This window comes from Thalassoroseus sp. (assembly GCF_984380535.1).
The window spans coordinates 149,264-169,308 of record NZ_CFHRBF010000006.1; the positions used below are offsets into that span (position 1 = coordinate 149,264).

Sequence of the window (20,045 nt, forward strand, 5' to 3'; positions counted from 1 at the left end):
CGTTCGAAAATCCACACGGTCGCTGCAACCTTGCCACGAATCCGATGAAAAGCTTGCGTGTGGTCGGCGCGTAGCGTAGCATCTTGGGACAGGGGAACTAGGTAAAGTGGGACGGATAGAGCAATCCCGATGGGTCGTCGGGTTGCTTCCGTCAGAAGTTGTGGACCGGGAATCCACACCTTCGTGAACTATCGTAGCTGCATCAGTGGGCCGACACGTTCGGCTCCCAGGGGTTATCTAATGGACTTAAATGCTCTCTTTGTGTTGACGCCGGCTGGCGAATGCGATCCAACAATGGCGATCGCCGCGTGTCGCGCTGGAGCCAAAGGCACGCTCGATTTGGAATATGCTTCTTCGATCGACGACGTGAGCGAAGCCCTGAATCGGCTCGGCCGATTTGCTCAGGGTGAATTCGGCGTCAAGCTTGGGGTGCGAGACGCCTCCGTGCTTGAACACGTCTTGCAGGCCCCACCTGAGAGTTTGGGATGGGTCTTGCTGAGCGGCGGCATCGAATCGAGCCAGAAGGAAGTCGTCTCGCGAATCCGGAAGAAGGGGCTCGGCGTCTATTTTGAGGCGACAAGCGTCCTCGAGATGGATTGGGCCGAAGAACTCGATGTCGACGGAATCATTCTCAAAGGGAATGAATCCGGTGGTCGGGTTGGCGACGAGACTGCGTTCGTCCTGCTGCAACGTTGGCAGCACCGGTTAAAAAATCGCACCGATGCCAAGACCTTGCCGGTATGGATTCAAGGGGGGATCGGTCTCAACACCGCCGCCGCTTGTGCCGCTGCCGGAGCAGCCGGGGTTGTGCTGGATGGCCAACTACTGCTCACGCGGGAGTCCACGCTTCCACCGCAATCGCGAAAGTTGATCGCCGCATTTGACGGTGGCGACACCCTCTGCTTGGGCGCACAACTCGGTGAGTCCTATCGCATTCACAAACGGCCCGGCAGTAAAGCGGTTGAAGAACTGACCAAACGCGAGCAGGACCTCATCGGCTCCGAACTCAGCCGCGAGGAAAAACTCTGCGAGTGGCGTCAGGCCATCCGCAACGCTGTGGAAACTGCACCTGTTGGCCAAGCGGTCTTCTTGGGGCAAGACGCCTGTCTGGCCGCTTCGTTGGCAGAAGAGAACTTTACGGTTTCCGGCGTGTTGCAGGCGGTTGTCGAACGGGTCCGCAAGAACTTGGATTCCGCACGTGATCTGCAACCGCTCGCAGAGAACTCGCCGTTCGCCGAAAGCCATGGCATTCGGTTCCCGATTCTGCAAGGTCCGATGACGCGAGTCAGCGACACCGCCGAGTTCGCGAACTCAGTTGCGGAAGCCGGTGCGTTGCCATTCCTCGCACTTTCGCTGCTGCGGAAAAATGCGGTTGTGAAGTTGCTGGACGAAACGAAGAAACTCGTCGGCGACAAACCCTGGGGAGCCGGTTTACTGGGCTTCTTGCCGCCCGAAATTCGCAAAGAGCAAATGTCTGCCCTGCTCGCGAACAAACCGCCGTTTGCCCTCATCGCCGGTGGACGACCGGACCAGGCCAAAGAACTCGAAGACCAAGGCGTGCCGACATACTTGCACGTTCCGTCGCCGGGTTTGCTCACGATGTTCCTCAAAGACGGTGCGAAACGATTCGTCTTTGAAGGCCGCGAATGTGGTGGGCATGTTGGTCCCCGTGGCAGCTTCCTCTTATGGGAAACCATGTGTGGTCTGCTGTTGAATCACCTTGGTGAAAAAGGACGTGGCGAAGATTTGCACGTCGTGTTCGCCGGTGGGATTCATGATGACGTTTCTTGTGCCGCCGTCGCCGCGATGTCCGCACCGCTCGCCGAACGTGGCGTGAATGTGGCCGTCTTGATGGGCACCGCGTACCTCTTCACGAAAGAAGCCGTCGACAGCGGAGCGATCGTCAAGAAGTTCCAAGAGGCGGCCGTCAGCAGTGGCGATACCGTGTTGCTGGAAACCGGACCGGGTCACGCGATCCGCTGCATCAACACGCCGTACTTCGAACACTTCAATGCCGAAAAACGCCGGTTGCAAAAGGAAGGCAAGACGCCTGAGGAAATCACGCGGGCTCTCGAATGGATGAACATGGGCCGTCTGCGGGTCGCTTCCAAAGGACTCGAACGTCAAAACGACGAAACCGGGGCCTCGAAACTCGCTAACGTTTCCGATGATGACCAACTCGCTCGCGGCATGTACATGATCGGCCAAGTCGCCGCCATGCACGATCGTGTGTTGACGATGCAAGAACTGCACGAAACCGTGTGTCTCGGCGGTATGAAACGCATCGACCAACTCAAGCCGACCGTCATTCGCGAAGTACCGCAACAGAAACCGAGCGATATTGCAATCGTCGGGATGGCGAGTTTCTATCCGCGATCGATCAGCGTCGAGGAATACTGGGAAAACATCCTCAACAAGACGTACGCCGTCACTGAAGTTCCCGACACGCACTGGGATTGGCGGCTGTACTACGATCCCGATCCGCGTGCCCCCGATAAGAGCATTTCGAAGTGGGGCGGGTTCATGGGCGATGTGCCATTCGAACCGATGCGGTATGGCATCACGCCCAAAAGTGTGAAGTCGATCGAACCGTTGCAATTGCTGTTGCTCGAAGGTGTGCGACATGCCATCAACGATGCCGGTTACGAGAACCGTCCGTTCAACCGTGAGAAGACGTGTGCGGTGGTCGGAATCGGTGGTGGTGGTGCTCCGCTATCCGTCGCCTACGGTTTCCGTGCCTGTTTGCCGTTGTTTTCAACGGTGCCGGGTTTGGACATCGATCACGAGCAACTCGTCGAAAAGAGCAACGCCGTTCTGCCGGAATGGACCGAAGACTCCTTCCCCGGTTTCTTGAACAACGTGACGGTTGGGCGGGTTTCGAACCGCTTCAACTTCGCGGGGAAAAACATGGCGATCGACGCCGCATGTGCGTCCTCGTTGGCGGCTCTTTACGATTGCGTCTGGGAACTTGAAAGCGGTACCAGCGACGTTGCGTTTGCGATGGGAGCGGATGCGGTGATGACGCCGTTCGCGTTCACCGCGTTCTCCAAGACCCATGCTCTTTCCGCACGCGGACAGTGCAGCCCGTTCGATGCCGCCGGTGACGGAATCGCATTGAGCGAAGGCGTTGGGATCGTGATGCTCAAGCGTCTCGAAGACGCGGAACGCGATGGCGATACGATTTACTCGGTCATCAAAGGCGTTGGGTCGTCAAGCGATGGTCGCGAGAAGGGGCTGACCGCTCCGAATCACTCCGGACAGGTGCGGGCACTCAAACGAGCTTACGAGAAGGCGAACATCTCGCCGGAACGCGTCGGGTTGGTCGAGGCTCACGGAACGGGAACCGTTGTCGGGGACCACACCGAAGCCAAAGCGTTGATCGAAGTCTTCCGCGAAGGCGGAGCCGATATCCAATCGACGGCTCTTGGGTCGGTCAAGTCGATGATCGGTCACACCAAGTGTGCCGCCGGTGTTGCCGGTTTGATCAAATCCGCGAAAGCACTTCACCACAAAGTGTTGCCGCCGACTTTGGTCGAGCGTCCCAATCCGAAAATCAATTTCGAAGACAGCCCGCTGTACCTCAACTCCGATCCACGACCGTGGGTGCACGGCGGTCCCGAACCGCGATGTGCCGGCGTGAGTGCCTTCGGTTTCGGTGGCACAAACTTCCACACGGTTCTTGAGGAATACGTCGGCGAATACCGCGAGGAAACTCCGCCTGCCATGCGACATTGGCCTGCGGAACTTCTGGTCTGGCGACGTGGTTCCAAAGCCGAATTATTGAAAGCTGTCGAGAAGGTCAATCACGCCATTTCGACAACCGCTGTCCCGGTGATGGGCAAGTTGGCGGCAACGCTGTGGAAAGCGAACACGGACGACGCAAGTCATCCGACACTCGCGATTATTGCGTCCACCGTCGACGATCTGAAAACGAAGTTGCCGGAAGCCATTGAAAAACTCAACGGCGATGACGCAACGATCCAAGATCCACGCGGTATCTACTTCGCCGAGAAACCCGCTGACAGTGGTGGGAAGGTCGCGTTCTTGTTCCCCGGCCAGGGGTCGCAATATCCGAATATGCTCTCGCAAGTCGGGATGAACTTCCCCGAAGTGCGTCGCACATTCGACAACGCCGAACGCACGTTGTACGGCACTTGGTCGAAACCGCTTGGTCGGTTCATCTATCCGCCGTCGACATTCACGCCCGAGGAAGACAAAAAAGTCCGCGAAGCCTTGGCGAACACCGAAGTCGCACAACCGGCTTTGGGGGCGTCTGGTCTGGGGATGTTCCGATTGCTCGAAGCTCTCGGAATCGAGCCCGATTTCGTTGCCGGTCACAGCTATGGTGAATACGTCGCTTTGTGTGCAGCGGGAGTGATTTCCGAAGAGGACTTGTTCCGGATTTCCTACGAACGCGGTCGCCTGATCAACGAAGCCGCCGGTGAAGATGCCGGCAGCATGGTCGCGATCGACGCCGATGCGGACGAAGTTGCGAAACTCATCGAAGGCATCGAAGGTGTTTGGTTGGCGAACCTGAACTCGCCGACGCAAACCGTCGTCTCCGGAACAGCAGCAGGCCTGAAAGAACTTCTCGCGAAGCTGCAAGAGAAGAAAGTTCGCGGGCGTCAAATTCCAGTCGCCTGTGCGTTCCACTCGGAACTCGTCGCCGATGCGGCTCGTCCGCTGGCGAAGGTTCTCAGCGATACAAAATTCCGATCACCCAAACACACGGTGTTCTCGAACACCTTGGGTGAGGCGTACCCGAACGATGGCGACGCGATTGCTTCGATTCTTGCCGACCATTTGGCCTCGTCGGTCCAATGGCGACCGGAAGTCGAAGCGATGCACAAAGCCGGTGCCCGGGTGTTTATTGAAGTCGGTCCACAGGGCGTATTGACCAACTTGGTCAAACAAACTCTGGGTGATGCTCCGCACATCGCGGTGCCGACCGATCTCAAAGGCCGAGCGGGACTGGTTCAGTTCCAGCACTGTTTGGCTCAGCTTCTTGTCAGTGGCGTCCCGATGGATTTGGGTCGTTTATATCGCGATCGTGAGCCGGAGACTTACGAACTTTCGCGGCTGGAGAAAGACGCCAGCATTCCGTCGTACTCACCCATGACCTGGATGGTCAACGGCGTGCGTTCTCGTCTTCACAATGAACCCGAACCTTACGTATTGGGACAGCCAATGAAGGACAGACTGCCATCCGCCACAGGCGGATCCCCGCCGCCGCCCTCCAACGGGTCGGCACCGAAGAATGGAGCGGCCTCCGCTGCTTCGTCCTCGTCAGCCACGAACGGTCATGCACACACCAACGGTGCCAGCCAACCGGCTGCTGAGACCAATGGGCATCACCCGGAAAAGAACGGCCATGCGAATGGTCATTCCAACGGACATGCGTATCCGGCTCCGGCCGCACCGCAGCCACCGGCTCAATTGCCAGCTCAGCCGCAACCGGCTCAATTGCCGATGCAGTACGGCCCGGCAATGGACGAGGCCACCGTGGTCATGCAAGGTTTCCAAAACGTGATGGGGAAATTCCTCGACACGCAACGCAGCGTCATGCTGGCTTACATGCAAGGTGATGCTGGCGAACCCATTCCGGCTGCGAGCTACCCGGCTCAACCGGTGATGATGCCGCAACCACAACCGCAATACGCACCGGCTCCACAGCCGCAAGCGTACCAAGCTCCGGCTCCGCAACCACAGCCCGTTCCGCAACCGGCTCCGGTTGCTGCTGCACCGGCCCCTGCTCCGGCCGCACCTGCACCGGCTCCAGAGCCGAAAGCCGAAGCCAAACCGGCCGCTGAAACCGGCTTAGCGAAGGTCAAAGAACCGGTTGTCGCCGAATCTGCTCCTGCTGCGTCCAGTGGACTCAGCCGCGAGTCGATGGCCGATCAACTTCTCGACTTGGTCAGCGAACGAACCGGCTATCCGAAAGATATGCTCGGGCTCGATCTCGACCTCGAAGGTGAACTTGGTATCGATTCCATCAAACGCGTCGAAATCCTCGGAACGCTCGCGGAAGGTATTTCCGCCGAGAGCGATGCCGACATGGAAGATGCGTTGGACCTCGAACAACTGACCAGTTTGCGGACGCTCCGTGGCATCTTGGATTACCTCGATGAGGCGCTCGTAAACCCCACCCAGCCCGCGTTGTCAGCTGAGGACACCGCGGGTTCCGGAAATGAGGATGAGACCAGTTCGGCCGCCGGGATGGCAGCGAACGGGTCATTGAATGATCAGTCCGCCCCAACGGAATCGGAGGAATCTGCCACCGGCGAGATTCAACGCGGATTGGTCCAATTGGTCGACGCTCCCCTGCCTTCCGGGGCGGGGGCGGTTGTCCCGAGTGGCACCGTCATCGTCACCGACGACGGACGCGGCATCGCACCAGCGGTTGCCGCCAAGTTGGCCGACTTTGACGTCAACGTGGCCATCGTACGGATGTCTGGCGAAGGTTCGAAGGGTTGGACGGCCGACCTGACCGATCCTGAAGAAGTCGAAGACCTGCTCAAACGCATCCGCGAGGAAGCTGGTTCGCTGGGTGGTTTGATCCATCTGATGCCGCTGGCGGAAATCGCGAATGACGGTGGCGACTGGGCCGAACGGGCTCACCGCAATGTGAAATCGCTGTTCGTGCTCTCGAAAGCCATCGGCGAGGAACTGCGAATCATCGGTGAAGACGGCGGAGCGTTCATTCTCTCTGCAACTGGACTCGGTGGTACGATTGGATTCGGCGACGATCATCTTCCGACGACGGCATCCGCCGGTGACGGTGCGGTGATTGGCTTCACCAAGACGCTTGGCTCTGAATGGCCGGAAGTCATGGTGCGGGCAGTCGATCTCGATCCGACCGAAGACCCAGCCGAGTTGGCCGACCATTTGCTGAACGAACTTAACGATCCCGAAGGACCGTTGGAAGTCGGTCATCGCGGTGCAAAACGGGTGACGTGGGAACCGATTCGTTCGGAACTCGACACCACTGTCGAACCAGAAATGGAACTGCCCAGCGGTGCCACGATCCTGGTGACCGGCGGTGCCCGTGGGATTACCGCTCGGATTGTCGAAGAACTGGCGAAACGCCATCAACCAAATGTGGTAATCGTCGGGCGTTCGGAATTGCCGTCTGCTGAGGAAGAAGCCGATACCGTCGGCATCGAAGGTCAAATGCAGATCAAAGCTGCTTTGATCCAACGATTCAAAGCGTCCGGCAAAGACTTCAAACCGGTGGACATCGAGAAGACGTATCAACAACTTCTGCGGGATCGAGAATTGCGGGAGAACCTCGCGAAGATCGAAGCCGCTGGTGCGACGATTCACTACCGAGCCTGCGATGTGCGGGACGCCGACGGAATTGCTGCTCTCTTCAAAGAGTTGGAGAACCAGTTCGGCGGAATCGACGGAGTGATTCATGGTGCGGGTGTCATCGATGACAAGTTCATCAAAGACAAACAACCCGAGTCGTTCGATCGCGTCTTCCTCACCAAAGTCGATAGTGTTTCGATTCTGCTGAAGCACTTGAACCCGGAACGGCTGAAGTTCTGCGTGTTCTTCGCTTCAATTGCCAGCCGATACGGCAACCGTGGGCAAGCGGATTACGCCGCCGCCAACGAGGTGCTCAGCAAGTTGGCCTTCGAACTCGATCGGCAATGGAAAGCCCGCGTGACGGCGATTTGCTGGGGACCGTGGGGCGAAGTCGGCATGGCTTCGCACTTGGAGAAACACTTCGTCAAACGCGGTTTGTTCCCGATTCCGCCGCAAGTCGGATCGCGAATGCTCGCTGACGAACTCCTGTTCGGCAAAAAAGGTGAAGCCGAAATCCTGGTCGCCGGCGGTGAGGAACATGAGTTCCAACCCCGTCACAGTCGACAACATCCCGACGCCCAACCCGCGACCGCGGGCTAGGATTGTCGGTCTCCCATAAGTGAACGGTGTGGGCTGTCGCGATTGGTTCTTCAAAGAATCTATCGCCGCAGCACACCCGTGAGCTACGCTTGTTTCAAACGATCAACGGAACTCAATCAAGGTCCGCGCCGCGATGGTCTCGCACAAGTCGAACATGACACCCTCCCCGGAATGGCCCACTGAACTTTTTGTTCTGCAAGGAACAAGCCGCGATGAATTGCGAAGCCACATTGCTGGGTTGTTGGCATATCTCGGTCAGAATCCGCACGTCAGATTGCTCGATTTGGCAGTGTCTCTGAATCGCAATCCACTGACCGGTTCGGAACGCTTGGCGATCGTGGCAGAGTCTGTCGAAAAGTTGCAAACCAACTTGGAGCGGGCCGAGGCAAAACTCGCCGATCCGAAATGTGACAAGATTCGCGATCGGATGGGAATCTACTACGCATCCGCACCACTGGGGCATGGTGGCCAGGTCGCGTTTTTGTTCCCCGGCGAAGGAGCACCCTATGTGGGAATGCTCGGCGACTTACTGCCGCACTTTCCACATGTCGCACAGATCATTCAGCAATGCGACGAAATGCAGGCCATGTCGGAACACGACAACCGTCCGCTGAGTCGGTTCCTGTTCAAGCCAGATGATCCCGCCGTTCGCCAGCAACTCGAGGAAGAACTTGGTGGGCTGGGCAACACGATGTTCAGCGTGCTGATGGTCGATTGGTGTCTGCTCGAAATGTTGAAAGGACTCGGCGTCCAACCGCACGCCATGGCCGGACATAGTGCTGGTGAATTGGCGGCTTTGTGGGTGGCGGGATGTTTGGGCGGTGATCCGCCATTGGCGACGGTGCATCAATCGATGCAGGAACTCGAACAGGGCGAAGGCACGGGAACGGAAAGCGAATCCGTGTTGCTCGCCGTCGGTGCATCCCGCGAGGCGATGGAAGAACTCGTCCAAAAGGTTGCGGTCGAATTGAACGTCGATCCGGGCATCTTCTTCCTGGCAATGGACAACTGCCCGCACCAAACGGTCGTCATCGGACCTCCGGAACCGATGAAAACGTTCGAAGCGGAACTCGCTCGTAAGAAAACCATGTTCGAACGGCTGCCGTTTTCGCGGCCTTATCACACACCGTTGTTCGATCCATTCATGGGACCGCTCACGCGGATGTTCGAAGGCATCCCTTTCCAACAACCGCACACGAAACTTTACTCCTGCACGAGTGCCCTGCCCTTCCCGCCAGATCCGAACGAGATTCGCGACTTGGCGTTATCGCACTGGAAATCGCGTGTTGAATTCACACGCATGATTCGTCAGATGCATGACGACGGCGTCCGAGTGTTCGTCGAAGTTGGACCACGCGGGAACTTGACGTCTTTTGTCGATGACATTCTGCGAGGCCGCGACTATCTCGCCGTGCCCGCCGACACCGCGCGTCGGGACGGATTGACACAACTGAACCACCTCGCCGGCCAATTGGTTGCCAATCATGTGCCGATGCGGTTGGAATCCCTTTACGAATCACGAGTGGCCCCGATGACGCCGACAATTCCCCAGCCGACTCCCTCAGCTCAACCGCAAATTCCCACGAGGTCCGGTTCGGCCGGTTCCGCAGCGGCTTCGTACTTGGGCCTGATGGATCAGTTCCTCGGACTGCAAAACGATGTCATGCATCAGTATTTGCATGGTCGGCGATCGGGACAACCGGTCCGACGTGGGCGACGCGGACGCGGCATGAGCGTGCCAGTTCAACAACCCGCACCGATGCAGCAACCACAACAGTTGGCACCACCGCCAGCGGCGGCTGCTCATCCTGAACCGACATCAACTCCCGAACCACAACCCGCAGCCGTTACCGCACCGCCACCGTCGACAGATCATCTGCCGATGATCGACGAAGTCACACGGTTTGTACCGGGGCACGAAATTACGGTGCGACGGATTCTCGATCTCGAAGAAGACGTCTTCGGTGCTCATCACACGGTCGGTGGTCGCGAGGTGAGCTACGTCTATCCGGAACGCAACGGGCAACCTGTTACACCGATGACGTTCAGCTTGGAGATGATGGCTGAAACCGCCACGCTGTTGGTGCCAAGTCATGTCGTCACAGCGATTCAAAACGTGCAGTTACTCAAATGGCTGGGCTTCGATGAAGATGAACCGCCGACGATCGAACTCACGGCGAAACTCATTTCGGTCTCGGACACCGAAGCCGAATTGCAAATGAAGATTCACGACCTGGGTCACAATCCGCAAGACGGCGAACAAGGTGCGCTCGCGGCTGTCGGGACCGTGCGGATGAACAACATCTATCCGGAACCGCCGCCGGTCGAAGATTTTCCTTTGTCGAACGAGCGACCGTGTCGAATTCCGTTGGACGTACTCTACAAGAACCTGTTCCACGGCGAATATTTCCAGGGCGTGTGCTCACTGGACCGGTTCGGAGAAGAAGGTATTCAAGGGCAGTGTCGAGTGTTGCCACGCGATGGGTTGTTCACATCGAACCCCGATCCGAAGTTTGTGCTCGATCCGGTCTTCATGGACATCCTGATGCATCCGCTCGCCGGTTGGCATCTGGAGCAACCGGATCAATCCGGGCGAATTCTGCTGCCGTTTGAACTTAAGGACATGCGATTCTACGGCCCGCGTCCGGCGGTGGGTACCGAGATGACGTCGCAAGGTCGGATCGTGCATGAATCCGGCCGACGCTTCACGCACTCGGTCGATGCGATCGCACCGAACGGTCGGTATTGGGCACAGATGCACGGCCTGAAATACTGGCGGTTCTATCTGCCGTTCGGCGAGTTTAACTTCCACGGCCCGAAGGACGATTACTTCCTCAGCGACAATTTGCCGGAAGCGGTCGCCGCTGCGAATGAGAACGCCGAACAACCGAATGCCTGGTGCGTGACACTGGAACCGCCTCGCGATTTGCAACAACCTGGTTTGATGATGGCAAGTGCCCGTGTCACCTTGACAGCGGAGGAATTGTCCAAGTTCCGCAAACTCAATGTGCCGGTCGCTGAGAAAATTCAATGGCTGTTCGGACGGATGGCTGCCAAGGATGCCGTGCGTCTATTGTGGCGAAGTCGCACCGGGGCCCGAATGGTTCCCGCCGACATCAGCATCGATCTCGACGAAAACGGCCGACCCGTTGCGACGCCACTCGGACAAGAACGACCAGACGATTACCCGAACGTTTCCATTGCTGAAGCGGGTGGGCTGATCGTGGCGGCGTCGTCGTTCGATCGTCCCGTGGGTGTCGACCTGAAGACAATTGAGAATCGGGACGCGGCGACCGTTTCAAGCATCCTGAGTGCCAACGAATTGAAACTGATCGACCGTTTCGAGGACCGCGACGAGGCAGTCGCCCGGTTGATTTGTGCGAAAGAAGCGTTTGTCAACGCGGTTGGTCGTGGCTTGCTGGAAAGTCCGGCAAACGTCACGATTCAGGCAGCGGATTCCGCGACCGGACAAATCGAAGTGGCAATCAACGAGAAACTCGCCAGCGAGTTGCCCGACCTGCAGAATTCCACGTTCAGCGTACCGACGCTGAGGAAAGACAAATTCATCGTGGCGACTTGCATCCTGGAAGGAGTTCCCGCATGCACGTAAACAGCGAAGCGGAAGTGTTTGAGCATATCGTCCACATCCTGCGGAATTTTGAAGGGCAGGAATACTCCGGTCCGATCGAACGTGACACGATGTTCTTTGCGGACATGGGTTTTGCATCGATTGACGCGGTGCTCCTCGGCGAGCAGATGGAGTTCACCTTCAACCGCAGGTTTCCGTTCAACGAATTGCTAATGGAACTTCAGGCCGAAGGCGTTGAAGACATGCCGATTGGCCGATTGTCCGCTTTTGTCTATCAAGATTTATCATCCAGTCAGTGAGTGGAACTGCGATCGCCTCGCGCCGATCACGTTACGAAAGGTGAGACCATGCCACGCATCGATGTGGATGGCGTCAAACTGCATTACCAGCAAACCGGCGAAGGGCCGGATGTCGTCCTGATCCACGCCTTCACGAGCAATCTTGCGGTGTGGATGATGATCGGCATCATGGACGAGTTGGCCAAGGATTTCCGCGTCACCAGCTACGACTTGCGTGGTCATGGGCTGAGTGAAGTCACGCCGAACGGCTACAACTCCGCCGCGATGGCACGCGACTTCGCCCGCTTGCACGATGCGTTGGAATTGGATTCGGCGTTTGTCGTTGGTCACAGTTACGGCGGCGTGATCGGGACCCATGCGGCTCTCGAATACCCGGACAAGGTGTCGGGAATCATCTTGGCCGACACGTATTTCCCGGGGCTTGAACATATCGAGCCGAACGTGGCTGATACCGTTATCTGGCGGGAACTTAGCAACGATCTGGGCAAGAGTGGTATCGATCTGGGCGAGCAAGTCGATTTCGGTCGTTTGTTCGAAGCGGTCAAGAATCTCACACCCGAGCAAACCGAAGCCATTCGTGAGTCACTCGGGCCAGCATCCGTGCGTTGGTTAGCACCGCTCGGTAAGCTCGCCGGTACGACTGCTGGTATGGAAATGTTCGAAGAAGCTGGTCTGACTGCTGACCGCATTCAATCGGTGACTGTTCCGGTCGTTGGACTTTACGACGAACAAACCACGTTCGGGGCAACTTGTAAGTACCTTGAAGATCATTTGGCGGACGTCCGCATCGATGTGGTGCCCGGTGCTCGACACTTGGCACCGCTGCAAAGTCCGGTCGAATTCACACGGTTGGTGAAGACGCATCTGCATCGGATGGCGGGAATGGATACCGCTGTTGAAACCTCCTAAAGCCAGCCCCACATCCCACGAAGCACTTCACGAAGCGATTTGACATGCACTTCATTACGTTTCTGATCAAAAACCTGATGCGACGAAAATCGCGGTCGCTGCTCACGGTCTGTGGGTTCGCGGTCGCCGTCGGCACGACGGTCGCGTTGATGGGCGTGTCCGAAAGTTTTGAACGGGCATGGGAAGCTTCGATGAGCGGTCGCGGTATCGACTTGATCGTCGCCGAGAAAGGTGCCGTCGATCAATTGACGATGAACCTCGACCTATCGATCCGAGATCGAATTGAAGCGGTCGAGGGCGTGAAGATTGCCGAACCGACGCTCGTCGACCTGCTGGATTACGTCGACGATGAAGACAATTTGCTCAAAACGATCGTCCAAGGCTGGGAACCGGACGGTTATCTATTCAGTGAAATCGAATTCGTCGAAGGCCGACCGCTGAAAGATGGCGACTCCCGGAAAGTCGTTTTGGGAGATACGGCATCGAAGAACGTCCGCAAGAATGTTGGCGACGAACTCCTCATTGCCGGTGAACCATTTGAAGTGGTCGGGATTTACCACAGCTACGTGGTTTTCGAAAACGGTGCGATGACCGTACCACTACAGGACTTGCAAGAGATCACCGCACGGGAAGGCAAAGTCTCCGCGTTTTCGGTATTGCTCGAAGACGAGATGAAAGGCAAGGACGAGGAACTCGATCGTATCCGGGAAGCGATCAATGGCTTCGAGAACGAGAAAGGAAAGTCCCTCGGTCTCGACGCGAAACGCACTAAAGAATTCGTGCAGAATTCACTGCACATTCAGATTGCCCATGCGATGGCCTGGATGACTTCCGCTATTGCTGTCGTCGTGGGGTCCATCGGTGTGCTGAACACGATGGTGATGTCCGTCGTGGAACGGATTCGCGAAATCGCGATTCTGCGGGCGATCGGCTGGAAGAAACATCGCGTCATCCGCATGGTGATGGGCGAGGCGATACTCTTGAGTTTGATCGGGGCCACCGTAGGAACACTCGGTGCACTCGCCTTGGTGCAATGGCTAACCACGTTGTCGGTCACGGGTGGGTTCATTCAGGGTGACATCGCTCCGCATGTGATTGGCAAAGGGTTCGCTTTGGCATTGGCGGTGGGGGTGCTCGGCGGTGCGTATCCGGCGTGGCGAGCCGCCCGACTGTTGCCCTCCGAAGGTCTTCGACACGAATAAGCCGCATCATGACCACGCCCGACTCCACAACACGAACGGATGAAACTCCGATGCTGATCGAAGCTGAGAATCTTCGCAAAGTGTACCCCGATGGCAAAGTCAACGCACTCAATGGCGTGAACTTGCATATCCCAGTCGGTCAGTATGTGGCGATCATGGGGCCGAGTGGAAGTGGCAAATCCACACTCCTTTCCTGTCTCGGAGCATTAGACTTGCCGACCGATGGCCGCGTCGTTTTCCAAGGCGAATCTTTAGCGGAAATTCGCGATCTCGATGCGTTTCGGAGTGCTCAAATCGGGTTCGTGTTCCAATCGTTCTATCTTCTCCCAACGCTGACGGCTGTGGAGAATGTTCAGATTCCGATGTTCGAGGGCAAGTTGTCTGCCAGCGAACGCGCGAAGAAGGCGGCCGAGCTGTTGGAAGCCGTCGGCATGGATCACCGTGCCCGACACTTACCGATGCAATTGTCCGTCGGTGAACGTCAACGAATCGCGATTGCCCGGGCACTCGCCAACGATCCAGCGTTATTGTTGATGGACGAACCGACCGGAAATCTCGATAGCAAAACGACCGCTGAGATTCTCGATCTCTTCGACCGACTCCACGCAGATCGTGGTATGACCTTGATTTCCGTCACGCACAGCGACGACGTCGGCAACCGAGCCGAGCGGATGATTCGCTTTCTCGACGGCCAAGTCGTCGAAGACACGATGCTCCGCTGATCATGCTGTTTTCGCGAAATCGCATGCGATTTTCGAATTGAGTTGAGACTCGCCGAACACGGTTTCGTGAGCCGGCATTTTTTGCGTTCGTGACTGAACACGGGGTAACAGACTCGCTCTTATAGCTCACAACCGCTGAAATCGTCATAACCGGTACAATCGGCGAACGTACGGTTGGTTCGATTTTTCAGGCCGCAACGGTCGATACGCAGAATGGGAACAATCCAGTTTTGCGACTCTTGTGGTTTGAAGCAACATGCGGAAATGTCTCCTTCTGTACGGAATGCTGGTGTGTTTGGCTGGTTGTCGAATTCCGGCAATTCCCCCCGTCACCACATTCTCGAAAGTCGGCTTGACCGGAACGACGGATGTCATTGTGAACATGCCGCCGGATGCCGATCATGGTCCGATGGTCGAAATGCCGGTCGTTCCGTACCCGAAGAACGGATGCGGAAAGATCGCAGTCATCGATGTGGACGGATTGCTCGTCTACGAAGAGCGGACGGGACTATTCTCACTCGGCCAAAATCCGGTTGCGGTGTTCCGGGAGAAGCTGGATTATATCGCAAACAACCCCAATGGGTTTTGTGGGGTGCTTCTGCGGATCAACAGCCCCGGCGGTGGCGTGACCGCGACCGATATCATGGCTCGTGAACTGATTGCCTTTAAGGCTCGCACGGGGCTGCCAGTGGTCACGTGTATCATGGCTCATGGTGCCGGTGGTGCCTATTACTTGGCACAGGCCAGCGATCATATCATTGCCCATCCGACCAGTGTCGTCGGCGGGATCGGCGTGATCTTGAACCTTTACAATGTCGAAGGGCAGATGGCCCAGTTCAACATTTTCGCGGTACCGATCAAGTCGGGAAAAAACATCGACCTGGGCACACCGACGATGCGTGAAGGTGAAACGAAACAACAACGTCGAATCTTGGCGACAATGGCCAACGAATTCCACGAACGCTTTATCACGGTCGTCAAGCAATCACGACCCGTACAGGTTGAGGACGAACGAAGCAACTTCGATGGTCGCGTCTTCACTGCAGCTCAAGCGTATGAACGGGGGCTGATCGACGAAGTTGGCTACCTTGATGAAGCGATGAACAAAGTGGCCGAACTCGGGAACTGCCAGGATGCAGGTCTTGTGATGATCCATCGCAAGAACGATCCCGTGAATTCGCCCTACGACATATCGCCGAATACGCCGCTGCAGAAGACCCTCTTGGCGGTCAACGTACCCGGCCTCGACCGTTCGAAGTTGCCGACGTTCTTGTACCTCTGGCAACCCGAACCGAGTCTGTCGACGACCGACTCACCGTAGTGGTTCAACCAGGGAAGATGCCTTCGCCCGCGATCACGCCGTCTTTCATGTAGAACTGACGGCGAGCGTGCTGAGCGATTTCGGGTTCGTGTGTCACCATGATGATCGTGCGGCCCTCTTCGTTGAGGTCTCGCATGATCTGCATGATTTCCGCCCCGGTTGCACTATCCAAGTTTCCGGTGGGTTCGTCGGCGAGAATGATCGCGGGGTCGTTGATGAGTGCCCGGGCAATCGCAACCCGCTGTTGTTGCCCCCCGGACAGTTGGCTCGGTCGGTGATCGAGCCGGTCCCCTAGTCCCAACGACGACGCCAAATCGATGCAATGATTGACATCCCGCGAACTCAACGGCGGATGACCAGGACGGTACTGGAGCGGAACTTGAATGTTCTCTAGAACCGTGTACTGAGCGATCAAGTTGTACGATTGGAAGATGAAACCAATCAGTTGATTGCGAATATCGGAGAGATGGTCGTCACTAAGCTGAGACACATCATGTCCTGCTAACACATACCGACCCGAAGTTGGTCGGTCGAGTGCGCCGAGTAAGTTGAGAAACGTACTCTTACCGCTCCCGGATGTCCCCATCAGTGCGACATAGTCACCTTCCGGGAACTCTGCCGAGACACCGCGCAGCGCTCGAACGAGAACGTCGCCTCCGAGCCGGTAGTGTTTTTGAAGATTCTCAACGAGGGCGGCTAAACGCATAGCTGTATTGTCGTCGTGGTGATTCGAGGTCGCTGAAATTATTCGTGGCGTAGAGCTTCGATCGGATCCATCCGGGCAGCTCGGACAGCCGGGTAGACGCCGAAAAGCACGCCCACACAGACCGAAATCAAGAAGGCGGCGATCACTGACCAGTTCGCGATGATCGGCTCCAAGTTTGCAATGTTGCGTGGGAGAGCGACGATCACGTCCGGCCAATATTCATTCATCAGCCACTTCACCGAAGTGATGGCAGGGCCGCAGAGGAGTCCCAGACCCACACCCAATAAGCCACCAATCGCCGAAAGTAAAACAGTTTCCGCGAGGAACTGGATGACGATATCTTTTCGTCTCGCGCCAAGTGCTCGGCGAATTCCGATTTCTCTCGTACGTTCTGTCACTGTGGCGAGCATGATGTTCATAATGCCGATCCCGCCAACCACCAGCGAAATACCGGCAATCAGCACCAGCAAAATGTTGAACATCATCCGAACAACTTCGGCCTGCTTGAGCAGTTCTTTGGGAACCGTAATCGAGTAGTCCGGCGTTTTCTTGTATTTCGTGTGATACTTCGCGAGCAGAATTTCAATGATTTCTGCCGTTTCCTCGACGGACTTGAAGTCCTTCGCTGTCACCGTAATTTGACTGAGCTGGACCAGTTCCCCTTCGAGACTACCGACATTGCTGGTCATCACCTGATCGCCGATGCGGGCTCGCAGCGTGGCCAACGGAATGTAGACGTCGAGATTGTAGTTCCTGCCTTCCAGGCTCCCGCCGATGGAAGCCGAGGCTTGGCGGTTCTTGGTGGTGCCGATGACTACGTAGAAGTCCTCGTCGATGAGAATCGTTTGACCAATCGGGTTTCCGACGGGAAAGAGTTTCTCGACGACCTCGCTACCAATGACGGCTACGTTATCGGGCGGAATCGCAGAGTCGCGGTCCTCAATGAATCGACCCCGATCCAGGGATAACCGATTGATCTCCATGTATTCCTGCGTCACGCCGAGTAGTTCGACGTCGACGGTCCGTCCCTGCGACCGTGCTTGGCGTCGGATTGTCCGCATCGGGACAGCACGTTCGACGGTCGGGATGGCGAGAATCCGGTCAAAGTCGTTCCGTGTCAGACCGTAATCGACGACCAAACCTCCGCTGCCCGAGGAACGGGTTTGCGTTGGTTTGACGCTTTTGATGATGATGTTGGTGGCACCGAGCTCTTTGATTTGCTCTTGAGCTTGGTAACTAACGCCTTCTCCCAACGCGACGAGCCAAATGACTGCCGTCACGCCGATCAGAATCCCCAACATCGCCAAAGCCGACCGCAACTTGTGCAGGAACAGGCTTTTAAGTCCGAGGCGGAGCGTCCGCCAAATTTCAAAAATCACAGGAGTTTATGCCGTCACTGAAGAACATGCGGAGTGTCTTGGCGTACAATCAATCAACCGCCCACGGCGGTTTCGCTCGTGGTCTGCTCGGCATTCTCCGGACGCCGTTTGGGAGCTTGGGCTCGCATAGCCGCCCATTCCGCTGCTCCTACGCTTCCGTCCTTGTCGGTATCCACACTATCGAATAAGGTTTTCATCCAGGCCGGCGCTTCATCGCGACTGAGTTTCCCATTGCCGTCAGTATCTAGACTGGCAAGGGTCGGTTTAGCACCTTTGGCCGGACCGTTCTTAGCGACCGGACGACCAGGGGCATCATCACGAGGTTGACTGGGCTCCATCTTCGAAGGGATTCCATCCGGCAGAACCTTTTCACCTGCTGGTGCATCGGAATCCTGTCGAGCTTCATCGATCACAGCACGTGGATTCAGGAACACTTCTTCATCAATGGTGACACCGTCACGGAGGGCAATCACCTTATCGTTCGTTGGCCCTAATAGAACCGGTCGACGTTCAGGGCCCTTTTCACCGATGACCCAGACATAAAACTGGCCACCCTGCTCGACAACCGCCGAGACGGGCACCGTCAACTCGTCTTTGAGGTCTGCTACAAAAATTTCGACTTGGGCAGTCATCCCCGGTTTTAGGCGTTTGGTCTCGCCATCAATCGCAACGACCGTGGAATACTCTTTCACATCGGATGAGAACCAACTCTTCGATTCCGGTTGGTTAGCCACGGAGACGACTTTGCCCGAATACTCGCGACCTTGAACCTTGATGGTTGCCGGTGCACCGGGTTTGATTTGCTCGACTTTGCTTTCGTGAATCTTCACGACAACTTGCATTTGCGACAGATCGGGAAGACGGATCAACGCCTGACCTTCACGGACAGCCGCTCCTTCTTCGATGGTGGCTTCACTGCCACCGCGTCGGTTGCGTTCGTTGGCGTAAACCACCATCCCCTTCTTCGGGGCCTTGATCAGACATTGTTCTTTCTGCTTCACCAGTTGATCGAGCCGATCTTTCTCTAAGGTGCAGGCAGCATCTTCCGATCGCGCTTGGGCTGCAGCGGCGTCTCGGACGGCTTCTAACTCTTGCACCATTTTCGCACGGGTGAACTTCTTGAGCACATCCAGGGCTGTCTTAGCGGACTCGAGTTCCAGTTGGGCTCGCTTGACTGCAAAATCGTCGGCTTCGAGTTGAAGAGCCGTCACAAAGCCTTTGCGGAACATGCGTTGCGTGTGATCGTGCACATTCTTGGCACTCCGCAAGTTTTCTTCAGCGATCGTGACAGTCGTCTCAAGAATCTGTTTTTCTTGGATGTACGTTCCTTCAACGTATTCCTTCACCGCGATGTCCGCCGCCGCGTAATCTTGTTCGGCTTTAATTTTTGTCGCTAAGGCGCGTTCATAAACGATCTTTTGGGCAACGAGTTGCTCTTCGATCGTAGCCTGATCGAGACGAACGAGTTCTTCCCCCTGCACGACGTTTTTACCGTCTTCGACGATCCACAGAATCGTACTACCGCCAGCGACTTCACACTTAACGTCGATGTTGCTCGCACTCTCGACGTTGCCGTCTTCTGTGACGGAAATCACGAGGCGTTGTTTGGAAACCGGAGCGGTCAACCAACCCTTATCTCGTTCGTCAGCCGAGAGTTCCGTCAGACGCGGATAAAGAAAGAACCCGCCTGCCACCAGGACGGCAATCACACCAACCGCAAGCAACCATCCCGACTTTTTGCGTCCGGGAGAGTGTTGCGATTCATTACGGAGGTTCAATCGGGATTCCGAACGAGGTTGGGTTTCGTCCGACGCTTCTGTCGATTTGGTGGGAAGACTGTCGAGCATGGCGTAATTCAGGGTCCGTTGACACAAAGAACTCTCGCTGTACACCCACGATTCCTAAGTCCGTGGCCAACGGACCGATTCACTCCCGATTCACGGTTGTGAAAGTGGATGTTTGTTGAGGTCTTTGTGTAAAGGTGGGGGATGGCCCAGGCTAATTACCTGT

Annotated in this window: 10 protein-coding genes; 7 read left to right on the forward strand and 3 right to left on the reverse strand. The window is 56.6% G+C overall.

Annotated elements, in window-relative coordinates; all coding sequences use genetic code 11:
- Positions 1 to 240 precede the first annotated feature (240 nt).
- The 7 genes from AC5DDB_RS09895 to AC5DDB_RS09925 all read left to right on the forward strand — a co-directional run bounded on the left by AC5DDB_RS09895 (position 241) and on the right by AC5DDB_RS09925 (position 15,950).
- Positions 241 to 7,908, forward strand: coding sequence for an SDR family NAD(P)-dependent oxidoreductase (locus AC5DDB_RS09895; protein WP_491739555.1), 7,668 nt, complete (start codon positions 241 to 243; stop codon positions 7,906 to 7,908).
- A gap of 154 nt (positions 7,909 to 8,062) precedes the next feature.
- Positions 8,063 to 11,518 carry an acyltransferase domain-containing protein gene (locus tag AC5DDB_RS09900; protein WP_491739556.1) on the forward strand — a complete coding sequence of 1,152 codons (3,456 nt, stop codon included), beginning with the start codon at positions 8,063 to 8,065 and terminating at the stop codon, positions 11,516 to 11,518.
- The gene (locus AC5DDB_RS09905) at positions 11,509 to 11,796 is read left to right on the forward strand and encodes an acyl carrier protein (RefSeq protein WP_491739557.1); all 288 of its coding nucleotides are present in this window, start codon (positions 11,509 to 11,511) and stop codon (positions 11,794 to 11,796) included. Before AC5DDB_RS09900 ends, AC5DDB_RS09905 begins: the two co-directional genes overlap by 10 nt.
- A gap of 48 nt (positions 11,797 to 11,844) precedes the next feature.
- Positions 11,845 to 12,705, forward strand: coding sequence for an alpha/beta fold hydrolase (locus tag AC5DDB_RS09910; protein WP_491739558.1), 861 nt, complete (start codon positions 11,845 to 11,847; stop codon positions 12,703 to 12,705).
- A gap of 44 nt (positions 12,706 to 12,749) precedes the next feature.
- On the forward strand, positions 12,750 to 13,907 hold the full coding sequence (locus AC5DDB_RS09915) for an ABC transporter permease (RefSeq protein ID WP_491739559.1): 1,158 nt from the start codon (positions 12,750 to 12,752) through the stop codon (positions 13,905 to 13,907).
- Positions 13,908 to 13,915: 8 nt separating this feature from the next.
- Complete coding sequence (locus AC5DDB_RS09920; protein WP_491739560.1) at positions 13,916 to 14,629, forward strand: ABC transporter ATP-binding protein; 714 nt, start codon at positions 13,916 to 13,918, stop codon at positions 14,627 to 14,629.
- Between the two features lie 256 nt (positions 14,630 to 14,885).
- Positions 14,886 to 15,950 carry a S49 family peptidase gene (locus tag AC5DDB_RS09925; protein WP_491739561.1) on the forward strand — a complete coding sequence of 355 codons (1,065 nt, stop codon included), beginning with the start codon at positions 14,886 to 14,888 and terminating at the stop codon, positions 15,948 to 15,950.
- Positions 15,951 to 15,954: 4 nt separating this feature from the next.
- On the opposite strand, the gene AC5DDB_RS09930 is transcribed toward AC5DDB_RS09925, so the two are convergent.
- The 3 genes from AC5DDB_RS09930 to AC5DDB_RS09940 are packed head-to-tail and all read right to left on the reverse strand — an operon-like array spanning position 15,955 to position 19,882.
- Entirely contained in the window at positions 15,955 to 16,656 is a 702-nt protein-coding gene (locus AC5DDB_RS09930; RefSeq protein ID WP_491739562.1) for an ABC transporter ATP-binding protein, read from the reverse strand.
- Between the two features lie 38 nt (positions 16,657 to 16,694).
- Complete coding sequence (locus tag AC5DDB_RS09935) at positions 16,695 to 18,035, reverse strand: ABC transporter permease (protein WP_491739563.1); 1,341 nt, start codon at positions 18,033 to 18,035, stop codon at positions 16,695 to 16,697.
- 53 nt (positions 18,036 to 18,088) lie between these two features.
- Positions 18,089 to 19,882, reverse strand: coding sequence for a hypothetical protein (locus AC5DDB_RS09940; protein ID WP_491739564.1), 1,794 nt, complete (start codon positions 19,880 to 19,882; stop codon positions 18,089 to 18,091).
- Between the last annotated feature and the right edge of the window lie 163 nt (positions 19,883 to 20,045).

Excerpts from the sequence above, each read along its gene's own strand:
- AC5DDB_RS09895 (WP_491739555.1), top strand. The coding sequence starts at position 241 with ATGGACTTAAATGCTCTCTTTGTGTTGACGCCGGCTGGCGAATGCGAT.
- AC5DDB_RS09900 (WP_491739556.1), top strand. The coding sequence starts at position 8,063 with ATGACACCCTCCCCGGAATGGCCCACTGAACTTTTTGTTCTGCAAGGA.
- AC5DDB_RS09905 (WP_491739557.1), top strand. The coding sequence starts at position 11,509 with ATGCACGTAAACAGCGAAGCGGAAGTGTTTGAGCATATCGTCCACATC.
- AC5DDB_RS09910 (WP_491739558.1), top strand. The coding sequence starts at position 11,845 with ATGCCACGCATCGATGTGGATGGCGTCAAACTGCATTACCAGCAAACC.
- AC5DDB_RS09915 (WP_491739559.1), top strand. The coding sequence starts at position 12,750 with ATGCACTTCATTACGTTTCTGATCAAAAACCTGATGCGACGAAAATCG.
- AC5DDB_RS09920 (WP_491739560.1), top strand. The coding sequence starts at position 13,916 with ATGACCACGCCCGACTCCACAACACGAACGGATGAAACTCCGATGCTG.
- AC5DDB_RS09925 (WP_491739561.1), top strand. The coding sequence starts at position 14,886 with ATGCGGAAATGTCTCCTTCTGTACGGAATGCTGGTGTGTTTGGCTGGT.
- AC5DDB_RS09930 (WP_491739562.1), bottom strand. The coding sequence starts at position 16,656 with ATGCGTTTAGCCGCCCTCGTTGAGAATCTTCAAAAACACTACCGGCTC.
- AC5DDB_RS09940 (WP_491739564.1), bottom strand. The coding sequence starts at position 19,882 with ATGCTCGACAGTCTTCCCACCAAATCGACAGAAGCGTCGGACGAAACC.